This is a genomic window from Rathayibacter sp. Leaf296 (genome assembly GCF_001423045.1).
Classification (GTDB): Bacteria; Actinomycetota; Actinomycetes; order Actinomycetales; family Microbacteriaceae; genus Rathayibacter; species Rathayibacter caricis.
Genome location: NZ_LMNR01000002.1, coordinates 527,486 through 541,140 on the forward strand (window position 1 = coordinate 527,486; position 13,655 = coordinate 541,140).

A 13,655-nucleotide genomic window follows, 5' to 3' on the forward strand; every position below is an offset into this window, starting at 1 on the left:
TCGCAGCCTCGCGCCCGCGAGCGCCTCCCGGGTGCGTGGGAGGTCCTCGATCAGCAGTCGCGCATCCTCCAGATCGCGCGACACCACCCGCTCCGACACCCCGCACGCGACCGCGAGCTCCGCCCGGACCGAGCGCTCCACGAGGTCCGCCGACCCGCCCCGCGGCACACCCCGCGCGAACGCCTCCGGACACGACACCGCCGCCTCATACGCCGCATGCAGCTCGACCGCCGCCGCCAGCAGCACCGGCGACGCCGACCGCGCCAACTCACCCGCCCGATCCCCGCGCTCGCGCACCAGCGCGAGCACCTCCACCACGTCTGATCCCGTCATAGAGGTAGAGAACCAGCGACTACTGACATCCGCTCACGTTCTCGCGGTGCCGCGAGCGGTTCACGCCAGGGACGCGCCACACAGCTGCCCCACCGGCCGCCGACCTCTCGAGCGACCGCGATCACCGAGGAAGCCCCGCGACCGGAGGCCGCCCCGGTCACTCCGTCCGCGACTCCGACCGCACGCCCGCGCCGCCCCCTCGCCGCACAGGAACACCCTCCGACAGGAGCACACCCCTACAGGAACAGCGACAGCACCAGCGTCATCCCGAGCGCCAGCACCGACGCCAGCGACACCCCCACCGTCACCGTCTTGAGCGCCCCGCGCACCGACTGGTCGAGGAAGGACTGCAGCAGCCAGAACGTGTTGGACGTGACGTGGATGCAGAACAGCGCGCCGGAGCCCGCGGCGAGCGCGATCAGCAGCGGGTCCAGGCCCAGCGACGCGGCGACGGGTGCGATGACCCCGGCGGCCGTGATCGCCGAGAGGGTGACCGACCCGACGGCGATGTGCAGCACGGCGGCCATGAGCCAGACGAGCAGCAGCGGCGCGAACGAGGACGCCGAGAAGTAGCCCTTCAGCACGTCGCCGAGGTCGCCCTGGGCGATCACGGCGGCGAGCGAGCCGCCGATGCCGGTGAGGAGGAAGATCTGACCGCCGTCCTGGAAGCCCTTCACGACGGCCTTCTCGATGCGCTTGGTGCCGACGGCGAGGCGTCCGATCACACCGGTCGCGATGACGGCGAGCAGCAGGGCGATGATCGGGTTGCCCAGGAACTGCATCACGGGCACCTCCGCGCCGGCCACGCTCAGCACGGCCTGCGAGGCGATGAGCAGGAGCGCCACGAGCATCGGTGCGAAGAGCAGCAGGAGGGGGCGCTGGCGCTCCTCGACGGCACCGGGCCGGAGGGCGGCCGGTCCGCGGGGCACTCCTCCGACGGCGGTGCGGACGGTGCCGGTGGCCGGGGCGGCGGCGGGACCCGAGGCACCGGACGAACCGGAGGGACCCGACGCGCCGGCGAGCACGGCCTCCTCGTCGTCGTCGCGCACGACGACCTGCTGGTCGCGCGCCGGATCCCAGAAGCCGAGTCGGAAGGCCAGCGACATCAGCAGGATCGTGAGCACGACGGTGGGCGCGACGACGGCGAAGCCGCCGAGCATCATCACACCGAGGGGCACGCCGAGCAGCCCGGCCAGGGCGACCGCCGCGAAGCCGGGCACCATCATCACGATGCCCATCTCGAGGCCGACCGCGAAGGTGACGCCGATGATGCCGGTGCCGGCCGGGCCCAGGCGCGGGGCGATCCTCCGGGCCAGAGGGGCGGCGATCACGATCAGCACGTCGACGAAGATCGTCTGCAGGTAGGTGGCCAGCGACAGGCCGAGCGCGTACGGGATCCCGCGTCGCCCGAAGACGCGCATCAGGCCCTCGACCAGGCGGACGATCGCGCCCATCTCGTTGAGCATGGCGCCGATCAGTACGCCCCAGCCGATCAGGATGCCCGCCTCGGCCATCACCTCGCCGAAGCCGGTCGACATGGTCGAGACGGTGTCGACGGGTCCGAGTCCGGTCAGCAGGCCGATCGCGGCGGCTCCCAGCGCGAGCGCGATGACCGGGTTGATGCGGAACCGGACGATCACGACGACGACCACGACGATCACCAGCGCGACGACTCCGAGGGTGTACCACTCGGGCATGACGAGCCTCCTCCTGCCCGCGGCGGCGCGTGCGAACACACCCTAGGGCGTGGTGAACGGCCCGAGGGGTCCGGAGGGATCCGACGCGCGGGACACGGTGTCGCTCCGATCCCGGCAGGCGTGCGGCCCCTCGACCCCCCGATCCATACTGGGCGTCGTCTCCCCCGGGAGCGCCGATCGAGAGGATCCGCCCATGGGAGTCCGCCGGCTCGCCAGCTGCGCGCTGCTGCTCGCCTCGACCGCCGTGCTGACCGGGTGCGCGACCCTGCTGCTCCCTCCCCGGCCCGCCGCGCCGACCACGGTCGAGTCGCCCGTCTCGGCAGCGCCCGCCCCGCTCCCCTCCGCGCCGGCCGCGGCACCGCCCGCCGCCCCCGCACCGGCACCGGCACCGGTCGAGCCGCCGCCGCCCGCAGCAGCACCCTCCTCCTTCCCGTCGCCCCTGCCCCCGTGCGCCGACCTGTGGAGCCCCGAGACGACGGCCTGGATCGTCGACTTCGGCTTCGCGCTCCGCGAGACGACGGCGCGCGAGTTCGATCCGGGCGCCGAACCGGAGGAGATCCTCGCCGACCGGGGCGACGACCGGATCTGCCTCTGGGAGTCGTCGAGCCTGCACTACGGCATCGCGACGCGCTTCTCGCGGCTCGACCCGGCCGAGGCGGACACGGTGCGGAACCTGCTCGAGTCCTCCGGCCGCGGGACGGAGGAGCTGCTGGGCGGGACGCGCTACTTCGAGACGCTCGTGATCCCCGCGGCCGAATCCGTCGACGGTGTAGACAGCGAGGTGGGGAGCAGCGACTACCTCCGCGGGGAGCTGTGGATCTCGACACGGTGGTCCGGCGGGGCTCCCACCGGCTACACGCGCGACATCCTCGAGCATCTCGACTGAAAGGGTTCATCGGCCCTGTTCCCCGCGATGCCGGGCGTGTTAACGTGAACACACCCCCGCTCTCCCCGATGGAGGGGAGCGCGGACCGGGCCGAGCGTCCGCGCCGACCCCGGGAGCCCCACCCCACCGATCGGAAAGGTCTCGATGATGAGACGACGCTCTTCGGAGCACCCCGCGCCCCGGCGCCGGACCCGCACCCTCCTCCTCTCCACGCTCGCATGCACGAGCGTCGCCCTGACCGGCGTCCTCGTGCCGATGTCCGCCTCCGCGGTCGACGTCCCCGCTCCGACCGCCCACTACGACATGTCGCACGCGGGCTCGGCCCTCCTGGACATCTCGGGGAACGGCCGGAACGCGACGCTCACCGGGCTGACCGACGCGTCCTTCGCGGACGCGGGCGGCGACCAGGTCGCCCGCTTCCGCGCCAACGGCTACGCGGCCCTGCCGAAGAACCTCGTCACGGGCACCGACAACTCCTTCGCGGTCGAGTACACGGTGAAGACGCAGACCGCGGCGAACCAGTTCGGCTGGGTGATCGGCGACGGCGTCGGCCCCTGGAACACGACGACGCTGGGCAACCACGTGTTCGTGAACCCGCGCAGCTCGGAGGGCGGGTACAGCAACCAGGTCCTGTCCGGCATCCGGGTCAAGGAGGCCACCGCGAACGGCGAGCAGCGGCTCCCCGCCGGCGGCGGCCTGAACCCCGGCTTCACGACCCTCACCATGGTCGGATCGGGCACCGGCTCCACCACCGCACTGACTCTCTACCGCGACGGTGTGCAGATCTCGACGGTCACCTCGACGACCAAGTCGATGGCGAGCATCATCCCCTCCGGCAGCACGCTCGGCTACCTCGGCCGCTCGCTCTACCAGGGCGACGCCCTCTTCACCGGCGACGTCACCGACGTGAAGTTCTGGGACACCTCGCTGACCGCCGAGCAGGTCGGAGCGAGCATGCCCACCGCGGACGCCAAGCGGGCCTCGACGGCCGCGCTCCTGCGCTCCGACCTCCTCCCGGTCGTGCTCAACGGCAACCCGTCGCTGACGGCCGTCTCGGGGAACGTGAGTCTCCCGGCGACCAGCAACGGCATCAGGCTCACCTGGGCGTCGTCGAACCCCGCGGTCGTCTCGACCACCGGAGTCGTCTCGCGCACGATCTCGACCGACACTCCGGTCACGCTGACGGCCACTCCGGACACCGGTGCGCCGATCACGTTCGAGCTCGTCGTCCTCGCTCCGAAGATCAACGACGACCTCGACGCGATCGTGCTCGCGCCGCGCACCACCGAGAACCTGCCCCTCGTCGTCAAGGGCGTGAAGAACGGCACCGCGATCACCTGGACCTCCTCGAACCCGGCGCTCGTCACTCCGACGACCGCGGGCTATGTCGCCCCTGCCGTCGGCGCGGCCGACCCCTACCAGGGCGGCGGAGTCGTCACGCGACCCGCGTACGGCAGCGGTGACGCGACCGTGACCCTGACCGCGAACGCGACGCTCAACGGAGTGTCGGAGTCGCGCAGCTTCACCCTGACGGTCGCGGAGCTCGGCCGCACCGCTCCCGACGCGGGCTACGCCTCGGCGTACTTCAAGTCCGACGGTGACGAGAAGATCTACCAGGCGGCGACGTCCGGCAACGACTTCTTCACCTTCTCGCCGGTCAACGACGGCAAGGCGGTCATCACCTCGACGACCGGCACCCGCGGACTCCGCGACCCGTTCATCCTCCGCTCGCACAACGGCGACAAGTACTACATGGTCGCCACCGATCTCTGCATCTCGTGCGGAACGAGCTGGGGCGACGCGCAGTCCAAGGGCAGCCTCAAGATCGAGGTCTGGGAGTCGACCGACCTGGTGACGTGGACCCGCACCAACGGCGCCGACACCGGCATCACGGTCAACCAGCCGGCCGCGGGCATGACCTGGGCGCCGGAGGCGTACTGGGACGACGCTCTGCAGTCGTACGTCGTCTTCTTCTCGTCGCGCCTCTACTCCGACGCCACGAAGTCGAACGGCGACAAGCTCTACTCGCGCGTGTTCTCGGTGATCACCCGCGACTTCCGCACCTTCACGCAGCCGCCCGCCACCTGGCAGGACACCGGCTACGCGCGGATCGACTCGACGATCACCAAGATCGGCGACTACTACTACCGCTTCACGAAGAACGAGGAGGGCGGCGCCGCCGGCGTCCTCGAGGCGGGCAAGGACATCTTCCTCGAGAAGTCGACCGTGCTGACCGCCCCGACGACCTCGTCGAACTGGAGCGCCGACCCGACGACGACCTGGCAGCTCACCGACACCAACATGACCCGTCTCGAGACCGGCCAGGAGGGCGAGGGCCCCGAGATCGTGAAGCTCAACGCGGGCGACCCGAACGACACCACGGGCTCCGGTGACGGCTACGCGTTCCTCGTCGACAACTACGGCAGCGGCGGCTACAAGGCCTTCGTGACCTCGGGCGCGGCGATCGCCGGCAGCTCGCAGTCCTCGCGCCTGTCGAAGTCCGCGGACTGGAACGTCTCGACGAAGGGCGGCCTGCCGGCGAGCCCGCGCCACGGCGCGTTCGTCAGCGTCCCGCAGACGGTGCTCACCGCCATGAAGGAGTGGGCTCCCGTGAAGGCCGTCGGCTCGACCACGACGCTCGCCGTCGACGGCCGGACCGCGACCGCGACCGTGAAGGCCGCCGACTCCGGCGACGTGGCGGGCTCCGTCACGTTCCGCGGCGGCAGCTGGAGCCAGACCGTGCGCCTGACCGGCGGCTCGGCCACGGCGACGGTCCCGGCCGGAGTGACGGGCGTCACCGCCGCGTACGACGGCTACTCCGACGCCCTGGTGCTCGCCTCGACCTCCGCGGCGGTGAGCGTCGACACCCTCGAGCTCGCTCCCGCGGTGACGACGCGCTGCATCGCGGGCAAGGTCGTGCTCACGGTCACGGTCCGCAACGGCGACACGGTTCCGGCCGCCGTCACGATCGACTCCGCGTACGGCACGAAGTCGTTCGCCTCGGTCGCTCCGGGCGCTGCGGCCTCGGCCGCCTTCACCACGCGTCTGCGCGCGATGCCGGAGGGAGCGGTGTCCGTCTCGGGGACCGCGGTCGACCAGCCGGCCTTCTCGGCCTCGGTGCGGTACGCGGCGGCCACCTGCTGACGCATTCTCGGCACGACGGCGCCCCTTCCTCCCGCGCGGAGGGAGGGGCGCCGTCGTCTGCGCCGTCTCTGCGTTGCCCCTGGGAGCGGTCTCAGGGGGGTCGCGTAGGGTGCTCGGGACGCAGTGCGCTCCCGGACCCGAGCCGCGCTGCTCGCGCTCTTACCGCGCGGGCGGCCGCTCCGATCCGATCGAGAGCCCCTCCCCCGCGGCGAGTTGCCGTCGGCCGCCCCGTGCGCCGCGGTGACGGCGGACCGGTACCCGGCGGTCCGTCGAGGGGCGGGCGGTCCTGGTCCCGCCCGCCCCCGTGACGCTTCACCGCGGTCGTCCGGCGCAGCTCGGTCACGTCAGCCGACGCTGTATGGTCAGTGCATGCTGACCATCGCCTCGCGTCTGGACGTCATGAACCGACTGGGTCGGGCGATGGCCGACCCCACCCGGTCGCGGATCCTGCTGTCGCTGATCGACAGGCCCGGTCATCCGGGCGAGCTGGCGCAGGAGCTGGGCCTCACGCGCTCGAACGTCTCGAACCACCTGACCTGCCTGCGGGGGTGCGGCATCGTCGCGGCGATCCCGGAGGGACGCAGCACCCGGTACGAGATCGCGGATCCGCACCTCTCGAAGGCGCTCCTCGCGATGGTCGACGTCGTGCTCGCGATCGACGACGGCGCGGACTGCACGGACGAGGACTGCGACGTGCCGCTGTGCTGCGAGGTGCCGGAGTGAGTGCGGAGTGCTGCGACGGCGACGAGCCGGTCGCTCTGACGCTCGGCGCGCGGCCGACCGGGCAGGCGGGGCCGCACGAGCACGCGGACGACGAGCACGACCACGGCGCCGAGCCGGAGGACGCGGTGCCGTGGTGGCGGGACCGGACCGTCCTCGTCCCGATCGCGGCCGGCGCGCTGCTGCTCCTGGGCTCCGTCCTGCAGTGGACGGGCCTGGAGCCCGCCGGGACGATCGTGCTCGGCGCGAGCCTCGCCGCGGGCGCGTCGACGTTCGCACCGGGCGCCGTGCGGCGGCTCCTGCGCGGGAAACTCGGCGTCGGTCTGCTGATGACGATCGCGGCCGTCGGCGCCGTCCTGCTCGGGCACGTCGCAGAAGCGGCCGCGCTGGCGTTCCTGTTCTCGATCGCCGAGGCGCTCGAGGACCGGGCGATGGACCGGGCCCGCGGGAGCCTGCGCGCCCTGCTGGATCTGCTCCCCGACACCGCGATCGTCTCGCGACTGCACGGCGACGTCACGATCCCGGCGCGGGAGCTGCGCGAGCTCGACGTGCTCGTGGTGCGGCCCGGCGACCGGATCGCCACGGACGGCGTCGTCGTCTCGGGCCGCAGCAGCCTCGACACCTCCGCGATCACGGGCGAGTCGATCCCCGTCGAGGTCGGCCCGGGCGATGCGGTGAGCGCCGGATCGATCAACGGCGGCGGCGCGCTGCAGGTCGAGGCGACCGCGGCGGGCACCGACAACTCGCTGACGACGATCGTGCGGCTGGTCGAGCAGGCCCAGGCCCGGAAGGGCGAGCGGGCCCGACTCGCGGACCGCATCGCGAAGCCCCTCGTCCCGGCCGTGCTCCTGCTCGCTGCAGGCATCGCGCTGTTCGGGGTGCTGATCGGAGACACCACCACCTGGACCGAGCGCGCGCTGGTCGTGCTCGTCGCCGCCTCGCCGTGCGCGCTGGCGATCGCCGTGCCGGTGACGGTGATCTCGGCGATCGGGGCCGGCAGCCGCTTCGGGCTCGTCATCACGTCCGGCGAGGCGTTCGAGCGCCTCGGCACGGTGCAGGTCGTCGCGTTCGACAAGACCGGCACCCTCACCGCCGGCCGCCCGAGCGTCACCGACGTCGCCATCGCCCCCGGCGCGACCCGCGAGGACGTGCTGGCGGTCGCTGCGGCACTCGAGGCGCGCAGCACCCATCCGCTCGCCGCCGCGATCCTCGCCGCCGGCTCGGCGCCGGCCTCGGTCGAGGACGTCACGGAGCATCCCGGCGACGGCATCACCGGCAGCCTCTCCGGGGTCCCGGTCCGCATCGGCAGCCCCCGCTGGGTCCCGGCCGGGACGCTGACGGCAGAGCGCGAGGCGATGGAGAGCGACGGCATGACGGCCGTGGTCGTGGAGCGCGGCGGCGCGGTCCTCGGAGTGATCGGCGTCCGCGACGAGCTCGCATCCGGAGCGGCCGCGACGATCGCGGAGCTCGCACGCCTGGGCATCGACTCCGTCATGATCACCGGCGACAACGCCCGCACCGCGCACGCCCTCGCCGACAGGGCGGGGATCGCGGAAGTGCACGCGGAGCAGACACCCGCCGACAAGGCGGCCGCGATCGAGCGGATCGCCCGGCACCGACGCGTGGCGATGATCGGCGACGGCATCAACGACGCCCCGGCTCTCGCCGCAGCGGACGTCGGTATCGCGATGGGCGCGACCGGCTCGGCGGCCGCGATCGAGTCTGCCGACGTCGCCTTCACCGGCAGCGACCTGCGCCTGATCCCCGCCGCTCTCCGGCACGCGCGCCGGGGCCGGCGGATCATGACCGCGAACCTGATCCTCGCGCTCGGCGTGATCGTCGTCCTCCTGCCCCTCGCGCTCCTCGGCGTCCTGGGCCTCGCCGGGGTCGTGCTCGTGCACGAGCTCGCGGAGGTCGTGATCATCGCGAACGGCGTCCGCGCGGCCCGCCGCACCGCCCCCGCGCTGCCGGCCGTCTGACCCCCGACGCGGCGGAGGTCGGGACGGCCGGCTCCGCTCAGCTCTCGGGCGGCAGCTCGGCGTAGGCGCGCTTGACGCCGTTGTACCAGTCGAGCGCCTTCTTCGGCCGCATCCAGCGGCCCTTCATCGCCTCGCGCGCCTCGCGGTGCGACTCGTCGCCCGCCTTCACCGCGTCCTTCAGGTGGCGGTCCTGGGCGTTGATGATCTCGTCGGCGGTGGCTCCGCGGTGCTCGAGGGCGCACGGCCCGCCGAGGTCGCGGCACGTCATGGTCTTCACGGTGTCCTCCTCCTGCCGTCGCGCTGCACGACGGCTCCTGCTCCTACGACGGGCGGGGGCCCTCGGATGTGACCGCCGGCGTGTCGCGGGGCCGTCGCACGACGCCGGCCAGGGCCTCGGGAGCGGCGCGGAACACGATCGACTCGACCCGGCCGTCCCGGACGGCGAAGTCGAACAGCACCCTGGCCTCGCCGAGGTGGAACCAGGCGAACCCCGGTCGTCCGGCGGTGAGCACCGGGAGTGCGGCGTGCGCGCTGCCGTCGAAGAACGCGGCGATCGCCTCGCGTCCGTCGATCCGCTCGGGAGTGCCCGCCGTGATCGCGGCGGCATCGGCGCGGACGGTCGCCCCCGGAGCCAGCAGCGCGAGGAGCCCGGCCAGGTCGCCACCGCGCGCCGCCGCCATGAACGCGTCCACGACGCTCCGGTCGGACGCCGGCCCGTCCTGCTCGGCGCTCGCGACCTTCTCGCGCGCCCGAGAGGCGAGCTTGCGCGCGGCGGCCGGCGAGCGGTCGAGGATCCCGCCGATCGTGTCGAAGGAGTAGCCGAACGACTCGTGCAGCACGAGCGCGACCCGCTCGTTCGGGCTGAGCCGGTCGACCACGACCTGCAGCGCCCGGCCCACCTCGTCGCGCCGCTCCGCGGACTCGGCGGGGTCGGCACTGGAGGCGGGCGGGTCCGCCACGGCCTCGACGGGCTCGGGGATGCGGGCGCGCAGCCGGTCGAGGCAGAGCCGCGTGGTCACCGTGGTCAACCAGGCGGCGGGGTTCTCGAGCACGGCGTCGCTGCCGTGCAGTCGCAGCCAGGCCAGCTGGACGATGTCCTCGGCCTCGTGCCGGTCGTCGAGCAGCCGGGTCGCGAGGCCGGTCAGCCGGCCGCGCTCCGCCTCGAACACCGCCGTCCACTCCACGGGGACACCCTACGGTGCCCAGTGCACCTGCGGCCCTTGCCCGCACGCCCCCGCCCGTGGGACGGTCTCTTCGTCCGCCGGGACGCGGCGGCCGTGAGCGGAGGAGCAGCCCGTGGGCACCGTGCGCATCGATCTCTTCACGTCCCTCGACGGTGTCGCCCAGTCGCCGGGCGGACCCGACGAGGATCCGCAGGGCGGCTTCGCCTTCGGCGGCTGGCAGGCCCGGCTGCTCGACGACGTCGCCGGAGGCTGGGTGCAGTCCGGCATGGAGGGGATGGACGCGCTGCTGCTCGGCCGGAGGACCTACGGGATCTTCGCCGAGTACTGGCCGCGGCACGACGACTCCGGCATCGGACGGCTGCTGAACTCGATCCCCAAGTACGTGGCGTCCCGTCGGGGCGTCCCCCTGCCGTGGGAGCGGTCGACCCTGCTCGGCCCCGGCCTCGCGTCGGCGGTGCGCGAGCTGCGGACGCGTCACGAGCGGACCCACGTGATCGGCAGCCTCGACCTCGTGCAGACCCTGCTCGCCGAGCGCCTCGCCGACGAGCTGACGCTCTGGATCCATCCGATCGTGCTGGGCGCGGGCAAGCGCGTGTTCGAGGGCGGCGCGGCCCCCGCGATGCTCGAGCTGCTCGAACCGGCGGCCACGTCGCCCCGCGGCGTCGTGCAGCTGCGCTACCGGATCCTGGCGTCCGAGCCGCCGGTGGGCGACATGACGGTCTGAGCTCCGCAGGCTCAGGTCAGGGTCGTGTAGACCTTCGCGATGCGCCCGTCGACGACCAGGCAGATGTCGAGACCCGACACGACCGGAGGCGCCCCCTCGGGCCCGAAGTTCCAGGCGAGGTGGCCGAGGTCGTGGTTCTCGTAGGCGGGGCCGGCGGCCGAGAAGACGAAGCCGGGGGCGTCGTCGAGCAGGCGCTGCGCCTTGGCGTGCAGCGCCTCGTGCCCGACGACCACCTCCTCGGGGTCGAGGAACTCGACGTCGGGCGTGTAGGTCCGCGCGATCGCGGCTCGGCGCTTCTCGGGGTCGCGCTCGCCGAAGACCTCGAGGAGGTTGGCGTGCAGCAGAGCGTCCAGGGTCATGGTTCTCCTTCAGTGGTGGTGGCGGTGGTGGCGCGCGTCAGGCCGCCGAGGCCGAGCGGTCGGTCCAGTCGATGACGAGGCGGCGCTGCGCGATCCTCCAGCGGCCGTCGATCCGCTCGAAGCGGTCGAGGTAGCGGATCGACATCGTCAGGAGACACCGCTGCCCGGCCTCGCGCAGCAGGTGCAGCGCCGTGCAGTACGTCTCGCCCTCGGCCGTGTCGGCGGTGACGAAGCGGACCGACGACTGCCCGTTCAGGTAGGTCGTCGCGTCGTACTGCGCGATCAGGCCCTCGAAGGTCCGGATGAGTGCGTCGCGTCCGCGGATCGTGTCGACCGGCCCGGTCGTCTCCGGATCGCCGGAGAAGAAGAGCACCTCGCCGTCGTCGGCGAACACCGACGCCTCCAGCACCGCGTCCCGGCGGTCGGCGCCGCGCGCGTAGGTGTCGACGAGCTCGCGGATCGCGACGCGGTCGATCAGGGTCTCGAGAGTCTCGTCCACAGCGCTCCTCGGGTCGGTGCGCTCAGAATAGGTGAAGTTTCACGCGGAAGGGAAGAGGCGCCTACGGGTGGTCCGCAGGCCGCGGAAGCGTGCCGTGCTCGATCAGCCGGTCGTAGACGGCGTCGAGCGACTCGCGCATCGCGGTCATCCGCTCCGGATCGAGCGCGTCGAGGAACGCGCGGCGCACGAAGTCGATGTGGCCGGGCCCGGCCTCCCGCAACGCCGTGCGCCCGACGTCGGTGAGCACGACCTCGGTGCTGCGCAGATCGCGGGGCGCGGGCCGCGTCTCGATCAGCTCGCGCTCGCGCAGGCCCCGGAGCCGGTGCGAGACCCGGCTGCGCTCCCAGCCGATCCGCGCGGCGAGGTCCGCGACGCTCATCCGCCCGTCGGGTTCGCTCGTCAGCGCGACGAGCACGTCGTAGTCGGCCAGCGACAGCCCGGTCGCGGTGCGGAGCTGGTGGTTCAGCTCGTAGCGGAGGCGCAGGTGCACCTTCATGTAGGAGTACCAGACGGCCGCCTCGTCGTCGCCGAGGAGGGCGAACGGCGACTCGGGCGGGACCTCGCGGGGCTCGCTCACGGCTCCTCCTCCTGCAGCCCCGCATCGACAGGGCGCTCCGACGCTACCGCTCGCCGTGTCAGCGGATGGTGTGGGCGGTGATCACCGCGGCGGCGAGGGCGAGCTCCTCCACCACGTCCGCCTCGCCCAGGCGCGGCGACGCGCGCAGCACCTCGACACTGACGGCGCCGTAGCGCTCCTCGACGCGTGCGGGCAGCGCGGCGCCGGCCTCGGTCAGGCGGAGCAGCACACTGCGGCGGTCCTTGGGATTGGGCAGGCGGTCGACGAGACCCGAGGAGGCGAGGCGGTCGAGCAGAGCGGTCACGGCTCCGGTCGTCAGGTTCAGCTCGAGGGCGAGCATCTTGGGCGTGAGGCCCGGCAGGTCGTCGATCGTCTCGAGGGCGGTCAGCTCCGAGAGGCCGACGCCGAGCTCGGCGGCGATGCTGCTGCGCAGCTGGCGCTGAGCGCTCTCGAGCAGGCGGAGCGCGTGGCGCAGCGCGGCGACGGGCGCGTCGGCCGCCGCACCCTCGGGTGGTGGAGTGGGAGTCATGGGGTCCTTTCTGCGAGGGGAGCACCTCGGCTTGGTGCCCCTCCAACAGGGGGTTTTCTGAGAATTGCAAAGTATCTTGATCACGGAGTAGCTTAATCATCAAGCAATCGCACCAGCGAGACGAACTGCCCGGCAGTTCACCTTCTACCCGATCAGGAGTCCTGTCATGTCGAACCACACCGCTACCGTCAAGACCAAGCGCGTCCGATTCGCCCCGCTCGTCATCGCGACCAGCATCGCAGCGGCCGCCCTGCTGTCCGTCTCGATGTCCGGAACGCTGTCCGGCTTCGTCGCCAGCATCACCAACTCCAACAACACCGCCGCCTCCGGCACGCTCGTCATGGAGGAGAAGTCGACCGGCACCACGCCCGTCACCTGCCTCAGCACCGACGGCGGCAGCGTCAGCACCAACACCGCGACCTGCTCCACCATCAACAAGTTCGGCGGCTCGACCAACATGACCCCGGGTCAGACGGTCACCACCGCGATCACCATCAAGAACGCGGGCACCGTCGCCGCGAACACGTTCACCCTCACCCCGGGCGCCACCTGCGCGCAGACCACCAACGGCACCCTCAGCGGCACGGCGACCGACTTCTGCTCCAAGGTCAAGGTCGTCATCACCTCCGGCACCACCGAGATCTTCAACGGCACCGCCGCCACCCTCGCCGGTTCGGCCGCCAAGTCCCTCGGCGCCGTCGCCGCCGGCGTCAGCACCCCGTTCAGCATCGCAGTCACGCTCGACTCCGCCGCGAACAACACCTACCAGGGCCTCTCCGCCTCGCTCCCCCTGACCTGGTCCTTCGCCAGCTGATCCACGGCCCTCGGCTTCCCCTCCCCCCGCAGCACCACCCCGCCGCCCCCACGGCACCCGCACCGCACCACCCCGCCGCCCCCACGGCACCCGCACCACCCCGCACCACCACGAGAAGCACCCACCCGAGGAGCGGGGCCGCCACCCTGAGGCGGCCCCGCTCCTCGCACCGTCGAGGAGGCGGAGGACATGACGCTCACGGACACCCCC

General features: G+C 72.5%; 13 protein-coding genes and 1 pseudogene. 6 read left to right on the plus strand and 8 right to left on the minus strand.

All coding sequences use genetic code 11. The annotated features are described in order from the left end of the window. Both ASF46_RS19440 and ASF46_RS12670 read right to left on the minus strand, forming a co-directional pair. A pseudogene (locus ASF46_RS19440) lies at positions 1–318 on the minus strand (hypothetical protein); the annotation flags it as partial. Between the two features lie 251 nt (positions 319–569). Beyond that, positions 570–2,030, minus strand: a complete 1,461-nt coding sequence (locus tag ASF46_RS12670) for a GntP family permease (protein ID WP_056867912.1) — start codon at positions 2,028–2,030, stop codon at positions 570–572. Positions 2,031–2,223: 193 nt separating this feature from the next. Between ASF46_RS12670 and ASF46_RS12675 the strand changes: the two genes are divergently transcribed. The 4 genes from ASF46_RS12675 (at position 2,224) to ASF46_RS12690 (ending at position 8,759) form a co-directional block, all read left to right on the plus strand. Continuing rightward, positions 2,224–2,916: a hypothetical protein gene (locus ASF46_RS12675; RefSeq protein ID WP_056867913.1), complete on the plus strand. Its 693-nt coding sequence runs from the start codon at positions 2,224–2,226 to the stop codon at positions 2,914–2,916. A gap of 147 nt (positions 2,917–3,063) precedes the next feature. After that, positions 3,064–6,060, plus strand: a complete 2,997-nt coding sequence (locus ASF46_RS12680; RefSeq protein ID WP_235576945.1) for an immunoglobulin-like domain-containing protein — start codon at positions 3,064–3,066, stop codon at positions 6,058–6,060. Between the two features lie 369 nt (positions 6,061–6,429). Beyond that, a complete protein-coding gene (cmtR, locus tag ASF46_RS12685) occupies positions 6,430–6,783 on the plus strand; it encodes a Cd(II)/Pb(II)-sensing metalloregulatory transcriptional regulator CmtR (RefSeq protein ID WP_056867915.1) in 354 nt (117 codons plus the stop codon). Beyond that, positions 6,780–8,759: a heavy metal translocating P-type ATPase gene (locus ASF46_RS12690; RefSeq protein WP_416351491.1), complete on the plus strand. Its 1,980-nt coding sequence runs from the start codon at positions 6,780–6,782 to the stop codon at positions 8,757–8,759. Before cmtR ends, ASF46_RS12690 begins: the two co-directional genes overlap by 4 nt. Before the next feature lie 37 nt (positions 8,760–8,796). Here ASF46_RS12690 and ASF46_RS12695 read toward each other — a convergent pair whose 3' ends face one another. Continuing rightward, positions 8,797–9,027, minus strand: a complete 231-nt coding sequence (locus ASF46_RS12695; protein WP_235576989.1) for a hypothetical protein — start codon at positions 9,025–9,027, stop codon at positions 8,797–8,799. A gap of 52 nt (positions 9,028–9,079) precedes the next feature. After that, positions 9,080–9,943, minus strand: coding sequence for a sigma-70 family RNA polymerase sigma factor (locus ASF46_RS12700; RefSeq protein WP_056867918.1), 864 nt, complete (start codon positions 9,941–9,943; stop codon positions 9,080–9,082). Positions 9,944–10,055: 112 nt separating this feature from the next. Between ASF46_RS12700 and ASF46_RS12705 the strand changes: the two genes are divergently transcribed. Continuing rightward, positions 10,056–10,667 (plus strand): dihydrofolate reductase family protein, encoded by a 612-nt coding sequence (locus tag ASF46_RS12705; protein WP_056867919.1) that lies wholly within the window; start codon positions 10,056–10,058, stop codon positions 10,665–10,667. 11 nt (positions 10,668–10,678) lie between these two features. Here the strand turns inward: ASF46_RS12705 and ASF46_RS12710 are convergent, their stop codons facing one another. The 4 genes from ASF46_RS12710 to ASF46_RS12725 all read right to left on the minus strand — a co-directional run bounded on the left by ASF46_RS12710 (position 10,679) and on the right by ASF46_RS12725 (position 12,631). Further along, positions 10,679–11,026, minus strand: coding sequence for a nuclear transport factor 2 family protein (locus ASF46_RS12710; protein WP_056867920.1), 348 nt, complete (start codon positions 11,024–11,026; stop codon positions 10,679–10,681). Between the two features lie 37 nt (positions 11,027–11,063). Continuing rightward, positions 11,064–11,525 carry a nuclear transport factor 2 family protein gene (locus ASF46_RS12715; RefSeq protein ID WP_056867921.1) on the minus strand — a complete coding sequence of 154 codons (462 nt, stop codon included), beginning with the start codon at positions 11,523–11,525 and terminating at the stop codon, positions 11,064–11,066. Positions 11,526–11,586: 61 nt separating this feature from the next. Next, positions 11,587–12,102 carry a MarR family winged helix-turn-helix transcriptional regulator gene (locus ASF46_RS12720; protein WP_056867922.1) on the minus strand — a complete coding sequence of 172 codons (516 nt, stop codon included), beginning with the start codon at positions 12,100–12,102 and terminating at the stop codon, positions 11,587–11,589. Between the two features lie 58 nt (positions 12,103–12,160). Next, a complete protein-coding gene (locus ASF46_RS12725; RefSeq protein WP_056867923.1) occupies positions 12,161–12,631 on the minus strand; it encodes a MarR family transcriptional regulator in 471 nt (156 codons plus the stop codon). 166 nt (positions 12,632–12,797) lie between these two features. Here ASF46_RS12725 and ASF46_RS12730 point away from each other — a divergent pair, with 166 nt between their 5' ends. After that, positions 12,798–13,445, plus strand: coding sequence for a hypothetical protein (locus ASF46_RS12730; RefSeq protein WP_056867924.1), 648 nt, complete (start codon positions 12,798–12,800; stop codon positions 13,443–13,445). Positions 13,446–13,655: the final 210 nt, after the last annotated feature.